The organism is Rapidithrix thailandica (genome assembly GCF_039710355.1).
Classification (GTDB): Bacteria; Bacteroidota; Bacteroidia; order Cytophagales; family Flammeovirgaceae; genus Rapidithrix; species Rapidithrix thailandica.
Genome location: NZ_JBDKWZ010000005.1, coordinates 449866 through 474439 on the forward strand (window position 1 = coordinate 449866; position 24574 = coordinate 474439).

Below are 24574 nucleotides of genomic sequence, written 5' to 3' on the forward strand. Positions count from 1 at the left end.
AAAGAGGGGTCACGGATCGCTTCTTTTGTTTTTGGCTTGCACTCGGATGATTTGTATAAGATCATTATTATTCGCTACCAAAACCCATTGTTCTTGAGTGTTTTGAAGCAATACCATGTCTTTTACATCCCCTTTGGTGCAAAAGCCACTTTGCGTGGCTGGTACTTCTTGAAAACGGCCTTTGCCATTGCCTAGCAATAAAAGGCCTATGCCGGCATCGTTGCGGGGAGTTTCCACTTCGGAAGCGTAGAGATTGCCGGCAATTAACAAATCCAGGTGTTTGTCCTGGTTGAAATCTTCGATGAGTAGGGCATTGACCGAGCTGATTTGAGCAAGGTTGGGAAGAGGGTGCCCTTTGTATTGGCCATTGCCCAGGTTTTCATAATACATATTGGCGAAGTTATGTACTTTATAGTTCAGTGCTTGATTGATATTCTGAAGACCGTAAACTTCAACCAGGTTGGAGGTGGCAAAAGATTGATAGTCGGGAAATTTCTTTTTCAGTAAAGGGACTTGTTCTGAAGAACACTGCCGCCCTCTTACCGGATACAATTCCCCGAAATTATAGTACCCCAGTACTATATCCATAGAACCATTGTGGTCAAAGTCGTTGTAGTGCACCGTAAAAGGTTCATCGTACGTAGCTTTGTATTTGTAATTCAAGCCTAAGTTTCCGGCAATGATGTCTTGGTCTCCATCCTGATCCATATCTGCCACCGCGATACGAAACCACCAACCGGTCTCTTTGGCGAAGCCCATGGCTTCGGTTTGATCCGCAAATTCGCTTCCTGTGTTTTGTAAAAATGTGACCGGCATCCATTCCCCTACTACAATTAAATCTTGCAAGCCATCCTGGTTAAAATCCGTCCAAGTGGCATCAGTCACCATACCCAGTTTTTTTAAGTTTTTGAAATATTGTTGAGAAATGTCTTTGAATTTTCCCCCGTCATTTCGCAGCAAATAACTCCGGGCAGGTGCCGGATAATGCCCGGGAACTTGCCTGCCTCCTATAAATAGGTCCAGGTCCCCGTCTTGGTCAAAATCAGCAGGAACTACCCGGGAGCCGCTTGCTTTGATAGTGGGCAATGCATGTTTTTCTTTTTGGAAAGTTCCGTTTCCCTGATTTATATACAAGCGGTCCTGATAGTGTTTGTCTCCTGCTTCGTACTCATTGCCGCCACTGACCACATACAAGTCCATATCCCCGTCTTGGTCCGCATCAAAAAACACAGCCCCCAAGTCTTCACAATCTTGGTCTTCTTGCCAGGGAGCATTTTTCGATTCATGAAAACTGCCCTTTCGGGAAGATTGAAGATAAAGTACTCCGCTTTGTCCCATTGCCCCGCCAATATAGAAATCTTCCAAGCCGTCATGATTGACATCCGCGACAGCCAGGCAAGGGCCAAAATTGGACATTTTATGAGGAAGCAATACTTCTCTGGCAAAATCATTATAACTGTTTTCACGGTGCCGGAAGTCCACAGCACTTTGTTGTGTGAGGTCCTTGAATAAAGGGGGAGACGGTGAGTTTATCTGGGTTTTTGTTTTTTTTGCAAGCCGATAATCAAGGGTAAGTATTTGGTCGGCATTCAGGTCGTACAGCGTTTGAGTTTTACCATCCGGCCATCTGACAGTTACCTGTTGCACTTGGTGAATCCTTCCAAGTCCGAAGTGGGCTATGGGCTCGCTGGTAGAATAGAAGCCATGAATATTGGCCAGGTATTGTACTTGGCTGCCCCGTTCTGTTGTAATGCTTACTTGGCTGCCAATATAGGAAATATCATCTGCCGGATACTTAAATTTTATTCTTAGAAAATGTTGCTGGGGATAAAGAGCCCGGAGGTTGTTTTTATATACATGTGCTACATCGTCTACATTGTTGACAACAATGTCCAAATCGCCGTCATTATCCAAATCGCCAAATGCTGCCCCGTTGGAAAATGAAGGATGATTGAAACCCCATTCCCGGATTACCTTGGTAAAAGTAAGGTCACCATTGTTCCGGAACATGTAATTAGGAAGCTTTTCGGAGGGCAGTAACTCTAACATTTCTTCCATATTGACAATATCAAAAAAATTGACTTCTCCCGCATTGGGATGCCTTGCCACAAACGTTCTGGCAACACTGTCTACATACCCCGGAAATTTTTTATTTGCATCATTGTCCCGGATGTCCCGTTTCAAACCATTGGTTACAAACAAGTCAGGATAGCCATCATTGTCAAAATCAGCCAACAAAGGGCACCAACTCCAATCCGTGCTGGAGAGTCCTGCGAGTTGAGCGATTTCACTAAAGCGGCCGTTACCATTGTTTAGCTGTAGGGTATTGAACATGTATTGATAATGCCCGCCGGACTGTTGTACTTTCCAGAAGCTTTCGGGATTCATACCACTCATATTGGTTTTAATTCTGCGGTTGTCCTCTGCGGCCATGTCCAATACAAAAATATCCATCCAACCATCCCGGTTGATGTCTCCACTGACATTGCCCATGCTGAAATTGGAAATATGCTTCATTGCCGTATCAATCACATTCGTAAATGTTCCGTTTTGATTATTGAGGTAGAGAAAATCAGGAGCATCGTAATCGTTGGAGAGGTAAAGATCCGGCCACTGGTCATTGTTAAAATCACTTACACATACGCCCAAGGCATAGCCGGGTTTGTACATCCCGGCTTGCCGGGTGACATCGGTGAATACCGGGTGTTTCAATTTTTTATCATAGTTATTTTGATACAAGCGGGCAGTGTATTTGGGGTCCTTGGTATCGGTGCCGAATAGGGGCGAGTAATTTCCCAAATTAGGAGGTTGATTCAGTACATATACATCCAGGTCCCCATCTTTATCGTAATCAAAAAATGTGGCATGACGGGTACGGTGGTCATCTGCCAACCCGTATTCTTCGGCCATTTCTTTGAATACAGGTATCCCTTCCGGAGTATTTCCCTGATGGATATAGAGTTTGTTTTTGCGAATGGCAGGGTTATGGTCGTATAAATCTTTGCTTACATAAATATCCAACAGCCCGTCAGCATTAATGTCTATCAGGGTAACCCCTGAAGACCAACTTCCATCGTCATGAATACCTGCTTTTTGAGTGATTTCTTCAAACCGGAAGGCTCCTCGGTTAAGGTACAACTGATCGCCCACCAAGTTGCCCGTAAAATAGATATCTAATAAACCATCCTGGTTCAAATCCCCTAAACCTACTCCTCCGCCATTGTAGTAGTTGTTATAGATCAGAATATTCCGGTCTTTTTCATCCGTGACCGTATTGGTAAAAGTAATATCTGTATCGCTGGGTGGAAGCAGGGAAAATAAAGTGGACTCTTGCGCCTGACTACCAGCCATGCTCCACACCATCAGTCCAAGATTCAGTAATAGTTTTTTCATGGTTTTTGGCTTTAGAGAATAAGAGATAGTGGTATGGGGGTAGTTGAGGGTTTGGATTTGTATTGTTTTCTGTCAAAGCCAAGTGTACTGTAGGGTGGAATAAAGGACAAGGTTTGTTGCGATGCTTGGAGGGCTTTGCAAAACTTCTGAGGTTTCTCTGATTCAAATGACTGGTAAAAGTCAAAATTATCTCCTAAATTTAATAATAAAATATGGCCTTTGGAACCAAGTACCCTTCCTTTGAGCAAGTTTGTTTGGATAATTTATCTCCCCGGTATGATTGCCTAAGCCTTTTTTCCTTCGTGAGAATCCGTTACGGATAGAATTACCTGTGTATACAATAAATTTAACCGTAAAAATAAAATGACTGCCTGAGTTGCACTTTCTGTCCAGCTAGTTTTTCTTTAGATTTGCATGTATAAAAAATGCATAAAAACGCATAATATGTGTATATTTTGCTTATATTCGTGGGGAAATTGGGTGAAAACTTAGGGAATTCGCGCATTTTTCCTGTATGAATCGCTGTTAATAGATTATTTCATGAAGATTACCAGACGTGATTTTGTGAAAACGAGCGGTATAGCTACAGCCGGCATAGCTACCGGGATAGCCATTCCTTCGGTTTCGTATGCGAAAAAATACACGAGTAACCGACCGGTAAAAAAAGAACGGAACTTTACCAGTATGGCTGTGGAAGCCACTATTGAGAACGTGAAAAAAGGTCTTGCCGACCCGGAGTTGGCGTGGCTGTTTGAGAATTGCTTTCCCAATACCTTGGATACCACTGTCAGTTATGCTGAAAAAAACGGCAAACCGGATACATTTATAATTACCGGCGATATCCATGCCATGTGGTTGAGGGATTCTACCGCTCAGGTGTGGCCTTACCTGCCTTTAATGAAGGAGGATGAGAAATTGCAAAAACTGGTTGCCGGCCTGGTAAACCGCCAGACCCAATGTATCCTGATTGATCCGTATGCCAATGCGTTTAATGATGGGCCTACCGGAAGTGAATGGGAAAAGGACCTGACGGAGATGAAGCCGGAATTGCATGAGAGAAAATGGGAAATTGATTCTTTGTGTTACGCAGTCCGGTTGGCGCATGGGTATTGGAAAAGGACAGGTGATACCTCTGTGTTTGACGAAGATTGGAAAAAAGCTTCCTATTTAATTGTCAAGACATTCAAGGAACAACAACGCCTAGACGGAAACGGGCCTTACAGTTTTATGCGGGTGACCGAGCGGCAAACCGATACGGTCGCTGGTGCGGGGTATGGCAATCCTATCAAGCCTGTGGGGCTGATTTGCTCTACTTTCAGGCCTTCTGACGATGCCACCATTTATCCCTTCCTGGTGCCTTCCAACTATTTTGCCGTCACTTCTTTGAAACAGTTGGCTACCATTCACACAGAGGTGTTGAAGAATCCGGAATTTGCCAAGGAATGCAAAGATTTGGCGTATACAGTAGAGCAAGCGCTACAACAATATGCCATACACGAGCATCCGTATTTCGGGCGTATTTATGCCTTCGAAGTGGATGGCTTTGGTAATAAAGTCTTTATGGACGATGCCAATGTGCCAAGTCTATTGTCCATGCCTTATCTGGATGCTTGTGATGTGAACGATGATATTTATCAAAATACCCGGAAATTTCTCTTCAGTGAATTTAATCCGTATTATTTCCGAGGAAAAGCGGCCGATGGTATTGGCGGACCACATGTGGGAATGGATATGATTTGGCCAATGAGCATCGTGATGCGTGCTTTTACGTCCACAGACGAAGAAGAAATACGGCAATGCATCCGGCTTTTGAAAGCGACCCATGGCGGTACGGGCTTTATGCATGAAAGCTTCCATAAAGACGATCCGAAAAACTTTTCCCGCAAGTGGTTTGCCTGGGCCAATACCTTATTCGGGGAGTTGATTTTAAAACTATATCAAGAAAAACCTCAACTGTTAGAAGTATAAATCTCTTGATAGTGAACATAGAAATAGAGAACATGACTGACATTAACGTAATTATTCTTACAACGACCCTATTGGGCTTGGCAGCTACTATTTTCCTGCGAGGCTTGTATAAAATTTTGAACAAGAGAACGGTATTGCTTGCAACCTCTGCGGCATTGGTCTTGGCCTCTTGTGGAGAAAAATCTCCGACTGAAAAAAGTGCTGGCACAGAGCGTCAAAAGTTGACAAATTTTGTGGATCCGTTTATCGGAACGGCTGACCATGGGCATACTTATCCGGGGGCTACGGTTCCTTTTGGAATGGTACAATTAAGTCCTGACAACGGTATCAGTGATTGGGATTGGTGCTCAGGGTATAACTATATTGACTCGGTAGTGGTAGGGTTTAGCCATACCCACTTGAGCGGTACGGGAATTGGCGATTTGTGCGATGTTTTGTTAATGCCTACCAATGCAGATGTGGACTTCAGCAAACGCATTAAGTCGCGGGATGATTATGATTTCAAGTCATTGTATTCTCACGACAAAGAATCAGCCTCTCCGGGTTATTATTCCGTATGGTTGGAAGATCCGAAGATCCAGGTGGAATTGACCGCTACGGAAAGAGCCGGATTTCATAAATACACCTTTGACAATGCCAGCAACCCCTCGGTAGTACTCGATTTGAGCTATGCCGTAAACTGGGATCGCCCGACCAAAACATTTATCCGGATTGAAAACGACTCAACCGTATCGGGATACCGCTTTTCCAAAGGTTGGGCGGACGATCAGAGAGTCTTCTTCCATATTCAGTTTTCCAAGCCTTTTACATCTTTCCAAGCGGCTTCGGATACGCTGATACAGGAAAAAGGCCAGACAGAAATCGAAAGCCAGGCAGCCAAAGCATTGTTTGCATTTGATTTGACAGAAAAAGAAGAAGTATTGGTAAAGGTGGGAATCTCATCGGCCAGTGCGGAAGGTGCTAAAAATAATCTGTATGCCGAAATCCCCGCCTGGGACTTTGCGCAAGTTCGTCAGGATGCTGAAAACAAGTGGGAGAAAGAGTTGCAAAAAGTAAAGGTGAACTCTCAGGACAAAGAACTGAAAACCATCTTCTATACCGCTTTGTACCATTCGCAGCTGGCTCCGGTATTGCACTCTGACCGGGACGGTATGTACAAAGGTGCCAATGGCGAATACATAAAGGCCGAAGGGTTTGACTATTATACTACATTTTCCCTTTGGGATACTTTCCGGGCCAACAATCCTCTGTTTACCATTCTTCAACAAGACCGGGTAAACGATATGATTCGCTCTATGTTGGCTTTTTACAAAGAGCATGGCTTGTTGCCGGTATGGGCGTTATCGGCCAACGAAACCAATACCATGACGGGCTATCATGCCATTCCGGTGATTGCCGATGCCTACTTGAAGGGCTTTAGAGATTACGATGTAGAGTTGGCTTTTGAAGCAATGAAGGCAAGCGGTATGCAGGATATTCGCGGGGTCAAATTTTTGAAAGAATACAATTATATCCCTTCTGATTTGGAAGTAGAAGCAGTCACCAAAACCTTGGAATATGCGTATGATGATTGGTGTATCGCGCAAGTGGCCAAGGAGATGGGGAAAACAGAAGATTACGAATACTTTATGAACCGCGCGACCAGCTACCGGAATATCTTTGATCCGGTAACGGGATTTATGAGGGGGAAGATGAAGGACGGAAGCTGGAGAGATCCTTTCGACCCGAAACGCTCATCTCATCGCGTAGATACGGACTATACGGAAGGAAATGCCTGGCAACATAGCTGGTTTGTGCCGCATGACGTACAAGGCTTGATCAACTTATTCGGAAGCAAAGAGCGCTTTATCACCAAGTTGGATTCCTTGTTCAGTGAATCTTCGGAAATCACCGGAGAGAATGTGTCTGTGGATATTTCCGGCTTGATCGGGCAATATGCACATGGCAACGAACCTAGCCATCACATTGCTTATATGTACACTTATGCCGGGGCTCCCTGGAAAACGCAGGAGACCATCCGGGACATTATGAAGAAGATGTATACGACCGAACCCAACGGACTCTGCGGAAACGAAGACTGTGGCCAGATGTCGGCTTGGTACCTGTTCAGTGCCATGGGCTTTTACCCGGTGAACCCGGCCGAGGGCGTCTATGTGATTGGCAGCCCATTGTTTGAAGCAACCAGTATTGAAGTGGGAGCTGGCAAAACATTTACCGTAAAAGCTGAAAATGTATCGAAAGAGAATAAATATATCCAGGAAGCAAGTTTGAACGGAGCGGCTTTTAACAAAACCTATATCACTCACCAAGAAGTAATGGCTGGGGGTGAGTTAGTCTTGAAAATGGGAAAAGAACCTAATAAGGCCTGGGCAACGGCTTCGGAGAGCATTCCTCCGTCAATGAGCCCATCGCAATTATAGTATAGTAATGTATATAGTAATAAAATAAGAAGCCTCAAGTGTGGGGCAACAAACAAAGTATATAGTAATAAGTAATTTTTAACGAATCATTAATAACAAAACCCTATTTTACTAATGAGCAGAATAAGCCATAAGAAAGCAGGAACAAACGAAAAAACGAGGTTTGAAAAAATCCACACCGAGATCATGGATAATTCGGTGAAAGCCTCAAAAGCCGTAGCTTCGGAAATTGCTTCATTGATCAAAGTCAAAGAACTGCAGGGAGATCCATGTGTTTTGGGTTTGGCAACCGGATCATCTCCCATCAAGGTATATGACGAGTTGGTGCGTATGCACAAAGAAGAAGGGTTGAGTTTTAAGAATGTATATACCTTTAACCTGGACGAGTATTACCCCATGCAGCCGGACGCTCTGCAAAGCTATGTCCGCTTTATGAAGGAATACTTGTTTGACCATATCGATATCCCTAAAGAAAATATTCATATCCCTGACGGTACGCTGAAGCAAGAAGATGTTTATGCTTTCTGCCAGAAATACGAGCAAAGGTTAGAAGAGTTGGGCGGTCTGGATCTTCAGATCCTGGGTATTGGCCGTACCGGACATATCGGTTTTAACGAGCCGGGTTCTTCGGTGAATTCCAGAACAAGGATGATCACCTTGGACTCCATTACCCGTATTGATGCTGCCAGCGATTTCTTCGGAGAAGAATATGTACCGCGCAAAGCCATCACCATGGGGGTAGGCACCATCATGAAAGCCAATCGCATTATCCTGATGGCTTGGGGTGAAGGAAAAGCTAATATCATTAAGCGAACAGTAGAAGGCCCGGTAACGTATGAAACACCGGCTTCTTTCTTGCAAAACCATCCGAATACCACTTTTGTGATTGACGATGCTGCCGGTGCCGAATTGACCCGGGAGAAAACCCCTTGGTTGGTGGGTACTTGCCAATGGGAGGAGGCATTAACCAAGCGTGCAGTGATCTGGTTATGTCAAAAGTTGGAAAAACCGATCTTGAAATTAACCGACCGGGACTACAATGACAACGGAATGAGTGACTTGGTGGCTGAGCGAGGTTCTGCTTACGATATTAATATTGAAATCTTTAATAAAATGCAGCGCACCATCACCGGATGGCCGGCCGGGAAACCGAATGCCGATGATACCTACCGTCCGGAAAGAGCGGAGCCTGCTAAAAAACGAACGATTATTTTCAGCCCGCACCCGGATGACGATGTGATCTCTATGGGAGGCACCTTTATCCGTCTTTACGACCAAGGGCATGAAGTGCACGTAGCATATCAAACCTCCGGTAACATTGCCGTATTTGACGATGACGTAGTGCGTTTTGCCGATTTTGTGAAAGATTACAGCGAGGCATTCCAATTGGAAGACAAAGTTGCCAAAGAGCTTTTTGACAGAATCACCAAGCAGTTGAAAAACAAAAAGCCCGGAGAAGTAGACCCCAAAGAAGTGCAGAAAATCAAAGGTTTGATCCGTAGAGGAGAGGCCAAAGCCGGATGCCGTTATGTAGGCACCGAAGTGAAGTCACACTTCCTGGACATGCCTTTCTATGAGACCGGTTTGGTGAAAAAGAAGCCTATTGGTAAGAAAGACGTACAAATTATTGTAGATTTGCTGCAAGAGATCAAACCGCATCAAATCTATGCCGCTGGAGATCTTTCGGATCCACACGGTACGCACCGTGTATGTCTGGATGCCATCTTCAAAGCATTAGAAGAATTAAAGAATAAAAAAGAGAAGTGGCTGAAAGACTGTTGGGTATGGTTGTACAGAGGCGCTTGGCAAGAGTGGGACATCTCTGATATTGAGATGGCTGTGCCGATTAGTCCGGAAGAATTGTTGCGGAAACGCAGAGCGATCTTTAAACACCAGTCGCAAAAAGACAGACCTTTGTTCCCAGGTTCGGATTCCAGAGAGTTCTGGCAAAGAGCGGAGCAAAGAAACAGAGGTACTGCCGATTTGTATGACAAATTAGGCCTTCCTGAATACGAAGCCATAGAGGCATTCAAACGATATCACTTTTAGCATAGCGATTCCAAGATGAGTGCAGGGCGTTTGCCCTGCCATTCATTCTTAGGGATGTGCTTGGCCTTTATGAACTGACAAACAAACGGGAAGTGGGGTAGTGTTCATTGAGATTTGAAATTTGCTTACTACTAGAAAAAGATCCTTCCGCACAATAGCCTTGACCACCTTTTCTTGATTGTGGTTTCAACTAATCTTAATATATCATTTTATCTTATCCATTTTTTGCTATATGAAAAGTAGGAGGAAGTTTTTGAAAATATCCGCTTTGGGCGGTTCGATGTTGGGCTCTTCATTTACGATTGCCAAGGCCTTTGCCGGAACAGCCGATCTTCAAAAGAAGGGCAAAAAACCGGTGGTCATTTCCACTTGGAACCACGGAATGGACGCCAATGAGGCAGCATGGAAGGTGTTGAAAGCCGGAGGAACCGCATTGGATGCCGTAGAAGCCGGAGTACGGGTGACAGAAGCCGACCCGAACGGCCACAGTGTGGGAATTGGGGGCTACCCTGACAGAGACGGTAATGTGACCCTGGATGCCTGTATCATGGACCATAACAGTAATTGTGGTGCAGTCGCTTTTTTACAAAATATTAAACATCCTATTTCTGTAGCGCGCAAAGTGATGGAAGAAACCCCTCACGTTATGCTGGTAGGACAAGGCGCTTTGCAATTTGCGAAAGCTCAAGGTTTTAAAGAGGAAAACTTGCTGACTCCCGAAGCGGAAAAAGCCTGGAAAGAATGGTTGGAAAAAGCCAAATACCAACCGGTAATTAATATAGAAAATCACGATACTATCGGTCAATTGGCATTGGACAGCCACGGAAACTTGTCCGGTTCATGTACGACCAGTGGAGCGGCTTATAAACTGCACGGTAGGGTAGGGGATTCTCCGATTATTGGGGCAGGTTTATTTGTCGACAATGAAGTAGGAGCAGCCTGTGCTACCGGATTGGGTGAAGCAGTGGTCCGCGTTGCCGGAAGTAGTATGGTGGTAGAGCAGATGCGCAACGGAAAAAGCCCGATGGAAGCATGTAAGATTGTGGTGGAGCGGATTGTGAAAAAGCACAAAGACCTCACGAATGTACAGGTGGGCTTCTTGGCATTGAATCACAAAGGGGAATACGGTGCTTATAGCGTTTATCCCGGGTTTAATTATGCCATTTGTGAGGCAGACCAGGCAAACCGGATGGAAGATGCGAAATCTAAAATGAAGAAGTGGTAGGCCATAACACGCTTCAAATAAGATTTTTTTCAGTCTGGTAAGGTAGAAGGAAGCAACCAACAGGGGATTGTGGAAGGTGTTTAAATGTCGTTTCCCTATGAAACAATGAAACATTCTCAATCCCTTCTTCTTACAACTTTTGGAATTGACTGTCCATCATTAGCAAGTTACTTGAAAGCGAATAAATTAGCCTATTAACATAACTATTTAGTAAGCAAATGAGCACGAAACAATTTGTATTAGAGGTATGTGCTGATTCTGTGGAATCCACAATTAAAGCACAAGAGGGTGGAGCTGACCGGGTGGAGTTGTGTGACAACCTGTATGAAGGTGGTACCACTCCCAGCATAGGATTAATTGAATTAACCAGGTCTAAGATTGATATCGATCTTCACGTATTGGTACGTCCGAGAGGCGGTGATTTCTGCTATTCGGATATTGAAGTGGAGGTGATGAAGCGGGATATCGAACGGCTTCATGAGTTGAATGTGCAAGGAATTGTAGTGGGGGCCCTGGATGCCGAAGGGCAAGTGGATATAGAGCGGATGCAAACCATCATGGAGGTTGCCGGGCCTTTAAGTGTGACTTTTCACCGGGCTTTTGATATGGCAGCTGATCCGATTAAGGCTTTGGACGACTTGCTAAGCCTGGGTGTGGACAGATTGCTGACTTCCGGTCAGGCAAAATCAGCCTTTGAGGGAAGAGAATTGATCAAACAGTTACAAGAGCGTGCCGGAGAAAATTTATTAGTGATGGCAGGTGGGGGAGTCAATGCTTCCAATGTGGAAGAATTGCATGACTATACAGGTGTGAAAGAATTTCATATGTCCGGAGCCAAGGTATTGGATAGCCGGATGAAATACCGGAACAGGCATGTATTTATGGGGAAAAAGATTGCCATCCCCGAAGAAGTAGTGCAAACGATACGAACTGGAAAAGGACCTAATGGCGTGCCTCCGCTTCGTTTGCCGGAATTTGAACTGTCTTTGGTAGATACGGGGAAGGTAAGTGCGGTTAAGAATAAAATCTTATTGATGAAATAAACAGAGAACTGCTATATATATAGGGCATTCAAGGGTTGGTCTACCACTTGAATGCCCTACCTTATAAATAAGTATATACTGAAATAGAAGTCGATGGATAGAATAGCAGGACAGCAAAAAGGGGCCGTTTGGCCCCTTTTCTAATTCTTCCATTTTCGATGCTTACAGACTAAAGTGCATTATTTACCTCCGCGGAGGTTTCTTGAAAAATAGCTTCCAAGATATTCATGGCCGCTTCCCTTCCGTCCAGTGCAGCCGTTACTACCAAGTCAGCCCCCCGTACTCCATCGCCTCCAGCGTATACACCGTTCCGGCTGGTTTGGTAATTTTCATCTACTTTAATTGCTCCCCAATCGTTGAGTTCAATTCCGTTTTCCGTTAAGAAAGGCAACTTTTCATTTTTAAAGCCGAGTGCCAAAATAATGATATCCGCTTCCATGACCTGTTCGGAGCCTTCTATTTCCTGAATACTGGCTCTTCCGCCACCCACAGGCTCTACTAATTGCGTTTTAGCAAACTTTACTCCATAGATGTTTTGGTCCTTATCCGCTACAAAGCTTTTAGGAGTCGTTTGGTAAATGAATTCCACACCTTCTTCTTTGGCTGAAAGTACCTCTTTTCGGCTTCCGGGCATATTTTCTTCATCTCTCCGGTACACACAAGTTACTTCGGCTGCTCCTTCGCGAATAGAGGTCCGTACACAGTCCATTGCGGTATCACCACCTCCAATTACCAATATTTTCTTTCCTTTTACCTGGTACTTTTTATCGTAAGGCAGCTCATCCAGTTTCTTTTGAATATTCGTCAGGAAAGGCACCGCCATATAGATATTGTCGGCATTGTAAGTGTCATAGCCCAATACCCGGCCTTCCATGGCACCCAGGCCTAAAAAGACGGCATCGTGCTTGTCATATATTTCCTGAAAGGTAATGTCTTTTCCGATTTCTGTGCCGAGGTGTAACTCCATTCCCGCTTCCAGGAGCAATTCCACTCTGCGTTTTACCGCTTCTTTTTCCAGTTTAAACCCTGGAATTCCGTAGACAAACAAACCTCCGGCCTGGTCGGCTTTTTCATAGACGACAGGGGTAACTCCTGCCCGCAAAAGAAAGGTGGCACAAGCTAATCCGGCAGGTCCTGAACCGATAATGGCTACCCGTTTGCCCGTTTTTTGATCGGAAAATTCCGGTTTCAGTCCTTTGGCAAATCCCTTTTCGTTCACGGATACTTCAATAGAGCCAATGGTCACCGCTCCATGGCCGTCATTCAGTGTACAAGCCCCCTCACAAAGACGGTCGTGAGGACAAATACGGCCCAACAGTTCCGGGTACGGTGAAGTTTCATTGGAAATTTGAAAGGCAAGATCCAGGTCTTTGTCCGCAATGAATTTTAACCATTGTGGAATATTATTGCTCAAAGGACATCCGGTAGAGCTGCAATAAGGGTTGCCACATTGCAAGCAACGGCTTGCCTGGCTGGCGGCCTCATCGCCGGTATATACTTCAGTGATTTCGTTGAAATTCTTGATCCGCTCATTCGATGGCCTTTTGGTCGGCTCAATCCGCTCGATTTTAGTGAATTCGTACATATCTCCCCAAATTTGTAATCGAAATGATCACACAGATTAAAAATGAATAAATGTAATTAGTGTTTCCGGAAGGGTACCGACAGGAGTTCTTATGTAGGTGAAATCCTGTCGGGAGTAAAACATTTAGTTTCCTTCCATAGGGTTCAATGGTGCCTTCATGTCTTTAGAAGTCACCATGTAGAAATAGCGCGACTCTTCACGGAAGTTATCCAGGATAAATTTTGCAATCGGACTGTTGGTCCGGTAGCTATAGCTTCGCAGGATTTTTTTGAGATAATAACGGCCTTCGTCCGCTTCATCCGTATCAATCCGCTCTGCTTTGATCAACTCCTGGTTCATTTTATCAATAAAGGTATTGGTCTTGTCATATACAAAGGCCACCCCACCGGTCATACCCGCTCCGAAGTTGATGCCCGTTTCTCCCAGAATTACTACGGTTCCTCCGGTCATGTACTCACAAGGATGGTCACCCGTACCTTCTACCACGGCCAGGGCTCCGGAGTTCCGTACGGCAAAGCGTTCTCCTACCGTACCGGCTACGAAGAGTTTTCCTCCTGTGGCTCCGTACAAGCAAGTATTCCCTGCCAAACTGTGCGGTCTACCTACTTTTTCAGGGGTAATGATGATATGACCTCCCCGCATGCCTTTTCCTACATAATCGTTGGCCGTACCTGCCAAACGGATTAGCATCCCCTTACTCAGGAAAGTACCTAAGGACTGACCGGCATACCCTTTCAGGTTGATGGTAATGGTTTCTTTCGGCAGGCCTTTATCCCCATAATAATCGGCGATCACCCCACTGATCCTCGCTCCAAAACTCCGGTTGATATTGCGGATTTTCCGGTTGACGACAATTGGGAATTTAGGCGACTTAATGGTGTCAATAACTTCCTTCTGTACATCTTGTTCAAACTGGTTGTTGTCAAAAGGTTCATTCCTTTTCTTCTTACGGGTTTCAATGCCCGGAGCTTGATACAAGATGGATTCGAAGTCAAACTTCTTGGCAAATTCATCATTGACTACTTGCAATAAATGAGTTTGACCAATGATGTCATCCAGTTTTTGATAGCCTAGTTTTGCCAGAATTTCCCGTACTTCTTCGGCAATAGAAGTCAGGTAGTTGATAATACCTCTCACCGTACCCGTGTAGTAGCTGCGAAGGGTTTTGTCTTGCGTAGCAATTCCTACACTACATTTATTCAAGTGACAGACTCTTAAAATTTTACAACCTACGGTGTTCAACAAAGAAGTACCGAAGCCATAACTTTCAGCGCCCAGGATAGCTGCTTTCACTACATCCAATCCGGTTTTTAATCCTCCATCGGTTTGTACTTCTACCGCATCTCTGAGGTTGTTTACCTTCAGAGCGTTGTGTGCTTCAATAAGCCCGAGCTCCCAAGGGTTTCCGGCAAATTTGATAGAGCCTAACTGGGCCGCTCCTGTTCCGCCATCGGCCCCGGAAATAATGATTTTATCCGCATAAGCCTTTGCAACTCCCACTGCGATGGTTCCTACCCCGGCGGTGGATACCAACTTTACACTGATTTGCGCTTCGGTATTGACTTGTTTTAAGTCAAAAATCAATTGTGCCAGGTCTTCAATGGAATAAATATCGTGGTGAGGAGGTGGAGAAATCAGCGTAACACCTGGTACGGTGCAACGGAGAGACGCGATCAAAGAAGTTACTTTTGAACCTGGTAACTGGCCCCCTTCTCCCGGTTTAGCGCCTTGTGCTACTTTAATTTGAATTTCCTCCGCATTTCTTAAATAATGAGGGGTGACACCAAAACGGCCTGAAGCTACTTGTTTGATTTTACTGTTCAATACGGTGCCGAACCGGCGGGAATCTTCGCCTCCTTCACCGGAATTGGACATTCCTCCGATGGTGTTCATCGCTTCGGCAATAGCTTCGTGTGCTTCGGGAGAAATGGATCCCAAACTCATGGCTGCAGAAGCAAAGCGCTTCATGATGTTTTCGGCCGGTTCCACTTCTTCTACTGAAATGGACTGTCTTCCTTGTTTAAACTCGAAGAAGTCCCGGATCATTTGCAATCCCCGTCCGTTAATTCTGTCTCTTAATTCACTGTAATGTTCTTGTTTCCCTGTGCGGGCAAAACGCTGGATACTTCTGGATACATCCGGAGAATAATCATGATATTCTCCTTTGTCCATGTATTTGTAAAAGCTTCCCACTTCTAAAGGGTAAAGCTTTTTGATAAAGCGATTTTTATAAGCGAGCTTATGATACTTGTGAATCCGGTATTCTATATCATCGTATCCCAAGCCCGGAATCATGGGGAAAGCGCGGTGGAAACACTCCTCCACAATTTCTTTACTCAAACCGATGGCATCAAAAAGGGCTGAGTTTAAGTAACTTTCCACAGTGGCAATGCCCATTTTGGAAAGGATCTTCAGCAAGCCGGAGTTGAGTGCTTTGGTCACACGGTTTAAGGCATGTCGGCAGTCTACCAGGCTGGCTTCCTTATTGCGTTTTACCAATTGCAGTACTGAAGAGAAGAGCAAGTAAGGGTACACGGCAGAGGCACCAAAACCGAGCATTACGGCAAAGGAGTGTGAATCGTAAATTTCCCCGGTAACCACCACTAGCGATACCTGGCTACGTACCCGGTGTTTCAACAGTAGGTTGTTAAGGTAACCGACGGCCATTGGCATCGGAATCAATCTTTTTTCGGAAGAAAGGATACGGTCGTCTAAAATGACAATTTTTACATCTTCCCGCTTGACGGCATGTAATACCTGATTGCCCAAGTCTTCCAGGGCTTCTTTCAGGTTTTTGGTAAAATCCGTATAAAATACTTTGTTTTTGTAAACCGGATCGTACAAGGGGTTACCTACCGAACCGAATGCTTTGAGGACCCCGTACTTCTCTTTGGACAGTACCGGATTCATCGTTTTTAAGCGGTGAGCGTTCATGGCTCCGTCCTTGAGCACATTGTTGCGAGGACCAAATGTCACACTGGTAGACATCACCACTTTCTCACGCAAGGGATCAATCGGTGGGTTGGTTACCTGAGCAAATTTCTGACGGAAGAAATCGGTAAAGTTCCGTTGTACCTTACTGAAACAAGCCAAAGGAGTATCGTCTCCCATAGAACCGGTTTCTTCTTTGCTGTTGTCCACCATCGGGCGGATCACATTTTCTACGATTTCATTGGTGAAATTATGATAGCGTTGTAACTCCACCAGGTTTTCCGGCTCAAAGTCCGATAAATCGTTGTAATTCTGCTCGGCATGTTCCATCAAAAAGGCACTGTTTTCCGCTAGCCATTTGGAGTACGGATTGGCATTTTTGAGGTAGTCATTGATTTCGTGGTTTTTCAGGATGATCCCGTATTTCAGGTCAATCCCAATCATTTGTCCACTCTTCAGTTTGCCTTGCTCTTCAATGATATTGTCTTCGATATCCAATACTCCGTATTCACTGCTGATCAGGATACGGTCATCACGGGTGATAATGTATTTGGACGGGCGCAGGCCGTTACGGTCCAGGATACAAGCCAGGTAGCGCCCATTGGTTAGGTTGAGTGCTGCCGGGCCGTCCCAGGCTTCGAAGTTACAAGAGGTATATTCGTAAAAAGCACGGAGCTTAGGGTCCATATGCGGAGCATTTTGCCAAGGTGCTGGCACTATACTCCGGGCCGTTTTGAAGAAATCCATCCCGGCAACGGTCAGGAACTCGAACAGGTTGTCAACACTGGCACTATCACTGCCGGCTTTGGTAAGGATCGGGAAAATCCGTTCTAATTCGGCTTTGGTGAACACCGGGCTATCCAGGTTTTCTTCCATCACTTGAGTATTGAAGCGGTTGGCCTGGATAGAGTTGATCTCACCGTTATGCGCCAAAGAACGGAATGGCTGAGCCAGGCTCCAGCGTGGCAATGTATTGGTGGAAAAACGTTGGTGAAAAAGCCCAAAGCTGATTTCAAAATCATCTTCCTGTAAGTCCAGGTAAAAATCTTTGAGCATTGTGGGCATGACCAAGCCTTTGTAAGAAATCAGGCTGTCAGAAAAAGACGCAATGTAAAAATCTTCATCATCTTCCAGTTCATGTTCAACTTCTTTCCGGGTAAGGTAAAGCAGTGCTGAAAAACGCTTGGTAGACATCAGTGAGTTGGGAACCACAAAAGCCTGGGTGATTTGGGGCAAGGCATCCAGCGCTTGTTGACCCAATACACTGGTGTTTACAGGAACTTTCCGGTAGAATAATACCCTTAAGTCATTCTTTTCACAATATTCTGTAAACGTATTGATCTGTTCTTCAGAAGTGATGAAAAGCATTGCTACCGCATACTTTTCAGGCAGGTCGTAGCCGTGCATTTCGGCTACTCGAATCATAAATCGGTGGGGTAAAGAAAATAAAAAGCCACTTCCGTCTCCACTTTTGCCGTCTGCTGCAATCGCTCCCCGGTGAATCATTCGACTTAAGGCTTCAATCGAGTCTAAAGTCATTTGCCGGGAAGGAATATTTTTGAAATTGGCTATAAGTCCGCAACCGCAGTTGTCTCTGTTAGCAGTCAGTAATTCCTTCATGTTTGTCATTAACCTAAACCAATAATAGTTAGAATACACTGGATGAGCGTGTGTATTTGCTTAAGCGGTTGTTGATGTGTGGGTGTTTATCGGTGGTTTAAGGTGCTTCGATGTTGTGCCGATGGTACGCCTATTTTCTAGACTGAACTTTTTAGTTTTCGCTTTTCTTGAACACCACGCTCTGTATTAGAATCTCAAAAGTATTAATAATTTTTGTCTTTTTTAAAAAATAACCCAAAAAAAATTACAAGGATTCTTTGTTATCGAAGAGTTTTTTGAAAACTTTTTAATTGTAAATTTTCCCGGGTTTAAGATTTTTTTTGCGATTTAAGTATCCTACAGTGGATTTGTATAAGATATTTTGCATTTGTTTAAGCGAATGTAAGTGGGTTTTTCTTACCTGGATATGTTGGTAGGCAAATGTAGCTGAGAAAAGGCCATTCCTTTGGAAAGTAGCTCCAAGCAGGTAGTTGATAAGGAAAAATGAGAGAAAGAGAATGGAGCAAACTAAAAAACAAAGAAATAGACAGAGCCGAGAAAAGTAGTGATAAAGCGATGGTGCAGAGATGTTGACCAAACCAGGTTTATCGCTACTTTTACTGTTTAGACAGAAAGCGATTTGATGTATTTAACCTTTTTCACCCATGATACGGTTGAAAAAAGCCAAGAGGTATTCACCGTCCGGCCTGAATTTGTATTCTTTTTGTTCAAACCGGAGTTCGTTTTCTTTGTCTATCAAATGATAAACAAACACAAAATGCCCGTCTTCGCTGCCTTGCCAACCGTTAAATTTTCCGAATCGTAAATCATTGATATAATATCCCTCAGGAGCTTCTTGCACGGTATAATACCCTTTGGTAACTTCCAAAAGCCGTTGCACTTTGGGATTGCCCAGGTAAGGTTGAAGCAGTTGGTGGTTTTTAGGCGAAAAGGTAAACTTCACTTGGTCATTGGCATCCAACAGAGAATAGAAGCCTGTGTAATAGCCTTCTTGAGTTTCTACGGTAATGGCCCAAAGTAAGGCATTCAAGGGAGTGGGTTTGGAAATATAATCGGAATAGGCAATGCCTTGTTCGCTCAGGTTTTTCTCAAATACTCGGTTGGCCATCTGTTTGCTCACGACTGCAAAAAGAAGGTATCCGCTACTCAGTGCAATTCCCGTCCAGTTTAAAAAGCTTCTTTTGGGATGGCTGCGCTTGAAAAATAGTACGGAAATGACCAAAATTAAAAAAGGAAGGGTATAGAAGGGGTCTACTACAAAGACCGTGTAAAAGGCAATGCCTTCCCGGCTAAAGGGATAAAACAATTGTGTGCCCCAGGTGGTAAAACAGTCTAATAGAGAGTGGGTGACAAACCCCCAAAAAAACAACCAGCTCCAATCGCGAAAGGTAGCTTGGCTTTTGGGGTATATCTTATGCAGTAACCAGCCAAAAAGCGGAGCAGCGAAAATGGCAAACAAAAAAGAATGGGTAATGGAACGGTGGAAGCTGAGTTGGCCTACTACATCCAAGAAATTATTGGCTATCACATCCAAATCGGGGATGGTACCGGCTATTGCTCCCCATAACAAAGCTTTATTGCCTATTTTCCGGCCGCAAACGGCTTCGCCTACCGAAGCTCCCAAGACAATTTGTGTTAAAGAATCCATTTTTGTGTGAACAGTGAATTAGTGATTGAATACAAATGGCAAAGATACTAAGCTTGCTTTTTAGGATACTTATTCTGTCAGCCTTTCCTTACAAATAGAACTTCAGGTTGCGATTCCGGAACGAGGGATGGACTTCCTGTCGACAAAGTTGATAAATTCACAAAAGCTTCATGTTTCTCATTCATTGGTTTGTTGTACGGCATATTTGACATTTTAGCTGAACAAATGACCCGTTACAGTGTTTTTTTGCGTCTATTCTCCTGTTTGTCAATTCAGATAAAGGGAATAATTTCTTATTATTGGGGGAAGGAAAACATGAACAAGTCAGTGAAATGTGGATTAATCAAACCTCTTGTCTCATCACTCTCAGAGGTTTGCCCCTTTTTATGCCTTCAAAGAAAACGATAAAGTTCAACTTATGAAAGTAATTATTCCTGTAGCCGGAGTAGGCACTAAACTCAGACCGCATACATATACACAGCCCAAAGCCATGGTGCCCGTGGCCGGCAAACCGATTATCTCGCATATTGTAGATTTTTTGATGCAGGGTGGACTGCGGGACTTTGTGTTTATCATAGGGTATATGGGGGACAGGATCAAAAAATTTATGCTTTCTAATTATAAAGATGCGGGAATCAAAATGCATTTTGTGGTGCAAGATCCTCGAAAAGGCTCGGCACATGCGATACACGTAGCAGAAAAATTCTTTAAAGAGGAGGAGGAAATCTTAATTTCACTGGGGGATAAAATTCACCATTTTGACCTGAAGAGTTTTTTGCAATTGGACTATACGGCCGTAGGGGTGAAGAAGGTGGAGAACCCCCGTTTGTTTGGCATTATAGAAATGGGCAAAGACCAGTTTGCCAAAAAATTTACTGAAAAGCCCTTGATCCCAAAATCTAACCTGGGTTTGGTGGGGATTTATAAGATAAAGAATGTACCGAGGTTTATTGAGGCCATCAACTATTTGATCAAGCATCAGGTAAAAACCCTGGACGAGTTTCACCTGACCGATGCCTTGATGCATATGGTGAATTTGGGAGAGAGGATTTGTACCATGGAAGTGGATGGTTGGTACGACTGTGGTAAAAAAGAAACCCTGTTGGAGGCCAATGCGATTTTGCTCAACCGGCCGGGCTTTCGCACCTCGGATTACAACGGCTGCCCCTATACAATTATCATTCAACCGGTACGGATCGGTAAAAACTGTGATATACAAAATTCTATCATCGGGCCGAATGTGGTAGTGGGAGACGATACACACGTACATAGTTGTACCATCCGGAATTCTATTATCGGTTCTTTTAGTGAATTGGATAATCTTATTTTAGACAATTCTTTGATCGGGAATGACAGTTCTCTGAAAGGAGCCAGCAAAAGCTTGAATGTGGGAGACAATACACAGATTAACTTAGGGGGTTGAGCAGAGGGGGATGCTTGAAGCCACTGTCATTCATTTGTTAACAACTTTTTCCGGTTTTCTATTAAGACCTTCCGGGAAGGCCGCCTGTCAAAATGTTGTACTTGTGCAGTGGAGCGTTTGCCTCCGTTGGAAGGAGGGACTGTCCCTTGAATAAAAGCCAATACTTGGGCAAAACAATCTTCCTCAGGGTGGCCGAAGTCCCGGGTGACATCATCCCGGGCAGGAATACTGGGCAGAAACCCATTGAAATAATCGCCTTCTTTATTGGCATTGAGTAATTGAAAATTTGCCAGGTACATTGTATATGCCCCGATATGAATTCCGAAAAAGCCCACGGGTTTTCCATACGATTGACTGCCAACCAATACCACAGGCATATAAGGCTTCAATACATTGATCAGCATTTCGCTGGCAGAGGCTGTTTCTGTTGAAGTGATAAAGAAGATGCGTTGAAGGTGTGTCAGGGGCCCTGCTTTTTTAAAAACATAGGTATTTCCCTCCAAAGAATAATCCACATCGGCATAGGTAGCATTGCGGCCCTGGTAGGGGATGGTGTTTCCCGAAGCATCGTATAGAAGTTGATGGGATAGAAGGGAGGCTTTACCCGCCTGGAGTTGAGAGTTGTAGTGCTCTTGATACATCACCGCTCCGTCAAAGGAGGCGGGTATGATCAGGTTGGCAAGATGTTCGGCCGTTGCTACATAGCCTCCCTCGTTATAGCGAAGATCAATGACCAGGTCTGTGATTCCGGCTGTGGCAAAGCGGGAAAATACCTCGTTGAGTTCAGCTTGAGAATGGTTCATTGTTGTGAAAGCGTTATATACAAAGTAGCCTACGGTATGCTGCTTTTCCCTAAGTACTTTTTCGTGGATGACCGGGCTGCCGGTAAATTGTCTTGCAGATAAAGTTTGCTCCCGAATCTTTTCCTGGGAGTCTTGATACATCAAGGTGATTTGAGGCGCTTGTAGTACTTGCCGAATACGGGTATGAGTTGAAATCAGCCCGGATGCTTCCGTACCGTTGATTTGTAACAATTTGAATCCCCGGTGTAGTCCGGCTTGAGCTGCCGGAGAACCTGGCAATACGTATTTGATCCGCAGTTCGTCTTCCAGTGCCGTAATCGCCAAGCCGAAACCGCTATTCTGTCCACTCAAACTTGTACTTCCCAAGGAGCCCGAAAGTGTATTTTTTTTTACAATAAAAGAATATTTTGGGGAAGAAGGCCGGGCAGAATGATACTCATAAGGCATTTGAGTGACCGGGTTGATTTTGTACTGGCTAAGGGTATGGAGTTCCTGTTGCAGATTGGCGATTTCATCGGGTTGGTATTGGTATTGCCTTGGGTCAAAGGTTTGATAATCCGGTAAGGCATCATTCCAGAGGTATGTTTCTTGGGCATATAAATAGACCGAGTCCAAGAGAAGTTGCAGCCGGGTGCCTTGCCGGGGGGTGGGTTCCTCTTCTGTGGGATTACAGGCCGGCAATAAGCCTATAAGTGTGAGATAGAAGAAAAGTGTTTGCCGGATTTTGGTGGGATTTTTCATTTGGACGGGTATTAAAAATAAATTCTCAAACGGGTATACCATTGTAAAAAATCATCCCCTTTCCGGATGCTAGCTAAGTGTTGGCTATTGATGCGGGTAGCTTGCCGGTATATTGACTGTATTTCCCATTGTAATATGTTTTTTTGTTGGACCGGGGTTTCAAATCCTAAACATATGGAAGCATCCGGGCCATCAGCCGTAAGGTAACTCATAACCGGATAGGCAATCCATTCGGTGTATAAGTTTTCATGGGCCGAATAAGGGTTATGCATAAGGTGCAGATTTTTCCGGTACCCTCCTTTGAAGGTAGCGCTGAGTTTGTGATCCTGTACCGGTTGTACAAAAGCAATATCCGTTTCCATGGTCAAAGTAGAAAATTGCAGTTTATAGCCATAGTTTTTGTCCGTGTTCCGGGTGGCATCGTAGGCCAGGTGAAGTCCGACTTTGGTTATCCACGCCTCAGGAAAATAAAGTTCACTACTCAATCGGGCTTTGTTTAGGCGAGTAAGGTAATTTTCCAAAAAGGTCTGAATATTTTCATTCCAGGTTTCGCCATTTCCCTGTAGCCTCTCAAGCTTCAAATGCGAAGAAAGATAGGCTTTGGGAAAATAACGGATAGAAGCGAGGGACAGAGCATGCCGGGTATAGTGATATCGGGAAATGGTATTTTCCACTTCTACTGCGTTGATATTCCGGTTTTCCCAACTCTCCCTTCCAAAGTCCAACTGATAGTGAAGGGACCAGTACTTGCGTTCGGTGTCTTTGACCCATTGTACCGATATACCGGGCTGGGTTTCCCGGATGGTAATGCCGGAATTGATGTTTTTAAGATAAGAACCCATGCCCGTGTTAATGTAAATATTATAGGTAAGGTCTTGGGTGGAATGCTGGTATTTGTTGTGTAGCGAAGGTTCGGTTTTCTTTCTGAAGATTTTGAATCCAATGCTGAACATTTGCTCCGGTTTGATCAGGTAAGTCGCTGAAAGTACCGCACTCATAGTCAAGGCTGTTTGAGCATTCCGGGTATCCACTTTTCTATAGGACAAGTCACTGTTATACCGTAATTTGAAGCCCAATGATAATTTGCGTCCCGGTAATTGATTGCTGGCCGATACCTTGAAATGATACTTTTGAATATTCCAACTACCCGCTTTCTTTATTAAGAAGTAGTAGGGGGATCCGTTATCGGGCAGGGTGTACGACAGGTTGTGCATTACACTATCTGCTTTTTTATTCCCATAGTCAAATTTTCCATAAAAGGTCCATTGCGTCTTTTCCAGGCGATACAAGGATTCCGTAGAAAGCGTTAAGCCTGTTGTTTGTCTGTATTTTTGAGGGTGGCGAAAAGCCCCTTTGCCCTGGGTGTACTGCCCTTCGATAAAGGCCCATGAACTATGTTTCCAAAGTGAGAGCATAGAAGGCATTTCCGCATAGGCTTGTTGGTAGTGGGTATGCAAAAAGTTGCGCTCTATACTGTTGGTCCCTGCCAGCCCGCGGGAAGTTTGAGAAAAGACTTGATTCCCAGCTAAGAACCAAAACCACAATAGGATTAAGATGCGTATTCTCATAGATAAATGGTTTAAACAGAGAAATTTCTCCCTGCCTGTTGGAGGGAGAAATTTGACCGGATGATCTGATGAAGGTTGAGAATTGTCTCAGGCTTTATGCCGGGAGTTTTTGTAAACCGAATTCGGCTTTTGCCTCCAAACAAGTGCTATAAATGGC

General features: G+C 44.4%; 12 protein-coding genes. 6 read left to right on the plus strand and 6 right to left on the minus strand.

What is annotated here, in order from left to right:
- Positions 1-9: 9 nt before the first annotated feature.
- Positions 10-3393 (minus strand): VCBS repeat-containing protein, encoded by a 3384-nt coding sequence (locus AAG747_RS11325; RefSeq protein WP_346821282.1) that lies wholly within the window; start codon positions 3391-3393, stop codon positions 10-12.
- Positions 3394-3933: 540 nt separating this feature from the next.
- On the opposite strand from AAG747_RS11325, the gene AAG747_RS11330 reads away from it, so the two are divergent.
- The 5 genes from AAG747_RS11330 (at position 3934) to AAG747_RS11350 (ending at position 12098) form a co-directional block, all read left to right on the plus strand.
- Positions 3934-5361: a glycoside hydrolase family 125 protein gene (locus AAG747_RS11330; RefSeq protein ID WP_346821283.1), complete on the plus strand. Its 1428-nt coding sequence runs from the start codon at positions 3934-3936 to the stop codon at positions 5359-5361.
- 32 nt (positions 5362-5393) lie between these two features.
- Complete coding sequence (locus AAG747_RS11335; protein WP_346821284.1) at positions 5394-7781, plus strand: GH92 family glycosyl hydrolase; 2388 nt, start codon at positions 5394-5396, stop codon at positions 7779-7781.
- A gap of 114 nt (positions 7782-7895) precedes the next feature.
- On the plus strand, positions 7896-9830 hold the full coding sequence (gene nagB / locus AAG747_RS11340; protein WP_346821285.1) for a glucosamine-6-phosphate deaminase: 1935 nt from the start codon (positions 7896-7898) through the stop codon (positions 9828-9830).
- A 232-nt stretch (positions 9831-10062) separates the two neighbouring features.
- On the plus strand, positions 10063-11055 hold the full coding sequence (locus tag AAG747_RS11345) for an isoaspartyl peptidase/L-asparaginase family protein (RefSeq protein ID WP_346821286.1): 993 nt from the start codon (positions 10063-10065) through the stop codon (positions 11053-11055).
- A gap of 218 nt (positions 11056-11273) precedes the next feature.
- Positions 11274-12098 (plus strand): copper homeostasis protein CutC, encoded by an 825-nt coding sequence (locus AAG747_RS11350; RefSeq protein ID WP_346821287.1) that lies wholly within the window; start codon positions 11274-11276, stop codon positions 12096-12098.
- A gap of 169 nt (positions 12099-12267) precedes the next feature.
- Here the strand turns inward: AAG747_RS11350 and AAG747_RS11355 are convergent, their stop codons facing one another.
- From AAG747_RS11355 to AAG747_RS11365, 3 genes are all read right to left on the minus strand, one after another.
- Positions 12268-13683 (minus strand): glutamate synthase subunit beta, encoded by a 1416-nt coding sequence (locus AAG747_RS11355; RefSeq protein WP_346821288.1) that lies wholly within the window; start codon positions 13681-13683, stop codon positions 12268-12270.
- 123 nt (positions 13684-13806) lie between these two features.
- On the minus strand, positions 13807-18234 hold the full coding sequence (gene gltB, locus AAG747_RS11360) for a glutamate synthase large subunit (protein ID WP_346821289.1): 4428 nt from the start codon (positions 18232-18234) through the stop codon (positions 13807-13809).
- 628 nt (positions 18235-18862) lie between these two features.
- On the minus strand, positions 18863-19882 hold the full coding sequence (locus AAG747_RS11365) for a metal-dependent hydrolase (RefSeq protein ID WP_346821290.1): 1020 nt from the start codon (positions 19880-19882) through the stop codon (positions 18863-18865).
- 418 nt (positions 19883-20300) lie between these two features.
- Here AAG747_RS11365 and AAG747_RS11370 point away from each other — a divergent pair, with 418 nt between their 5' ends.
- Complete coding sequence (locus AAG747_RS11370; protein WP_346821291.1) at positions 20301-21305, plus strand: sugar phosphate nucleotidyltransferase; 1005 nt, start codon at positions 20301-20303, stop codon at positions 21303-21305.
- Positions 21306-21331: 26 nt separating this feature from the next.
- On the opposite strand, the gene AAG747_RS11375 is transcribed toward AAG747_RS11370, so the two are convergent.
- Positions 21332-22849, minus strand: coding sequence for a S41 family peptidase (locus AAG747_RS11375; RefSeq protein WP_346821292.1), 1518 nt, complete (start codon positions 22847-22849; stop codon positions 21332-21334).
- 11 nt (positions 22850-22860) lie between these two features.
- A complete protein-coding gene (locus tag AAG747_RS11380; RefSeq protein WP_346821293.1) occupies positions 22861-24417 on the minus strand; it encodes a DUF6850 family outer membrane beta-barrel protein in 1557 nt (518 codons plus the stop codon).
- Between the last annotated feature and the right edge of the window lie 157 nt (positions 24418-24574).

Excerpts from the sequence above, each read along its gene's own strand:
- AAG747_RS11325 (WP_346821282.1), bottom strand. The coding sequence starts at position 3,393 with ATGAAAAAACTATTACTGAATCTTGGACTGATGGTGTGGAGCATGGCT.
- AAG747_RS11330 (WP_346821283.1), top strand. The coding sequence starts at position 3,934 with ATGAAGATTACCAGACGTGATTTTGTGAAAACGAGCGGTATAGCTACA.
- AAG747_RS11335 (WP_346821284.1), top strand. The coding sequence starts at position 5,394 with ATGACTGACATTAACGTAATTATTCTTACAACGACCCTATTGGGCTTG.
- nagB (WP_346821285.1), top strand. The coding sequence starts at position 7,896 with ATGAGCAGAATAAGCCATAAGAAAGCAGGAACAAACGAAAAAACGAGG.
- AAG747_RS11345 (WP_346821286.1), top strand. The coding sequence starts at position 10,063 with ATGAAAAGTAGGAGGAAGTTTTTGAAAATATCCGCTTTGGGCGGTTCG.
- AAG747_RS11350 (WP_346821287.1), top strand. The coding sequence starts at position 11,274 with ATGAGCACGAAACAATTTGTATTAGAGGTATGTGCTGATTCTGTGGAA.
- AAG747_RS11355 (WP_346821288.1), bottom strand. The coding sequence starts at position 13,683 with ATGTACGAATTCACTAAAATCGAGCGGATTGAGCCGACCAAAAGGCCA.
- gltB (WP_346821289.1), bottom strand. The coding sequence starts at position 18,234 with ATGAAGGAATTACTGACTGCTAACAGAGACAACTGCGGTTGCGGACTT.
- AAG747_RS11365 (WP_346821290.1), bottom strand. The coding sequence starts at position 19,882 with ATGGATTCTTTAACACAAATTGTCTTGGGAGCTTCGGTAGGCGAAGCC.
- AAG747_RS11370 (WP_346821291.1), top strand. The coding sequence starts at position 20,301 with ATGAAAGTAATTATTCCTGTAGCCGGAGTAGGCACTAAACTCAGACCG.
- AAG747_RS11375 (WP_346821292.1), bottom strand. The coding sequence starts at position 22,849 with ATGAAAAATCCCACCAAAATCCGGCAAACACTTTTCTTCTATCTCACA.
- AAG747_RS11380 (WP_346821293.1), bottom strand. The coding sequence starts at position 24,417 with ATGAGAATACGCATCTTAATCCTATTGTGGTTTTGGTTCTTAGCTGGG.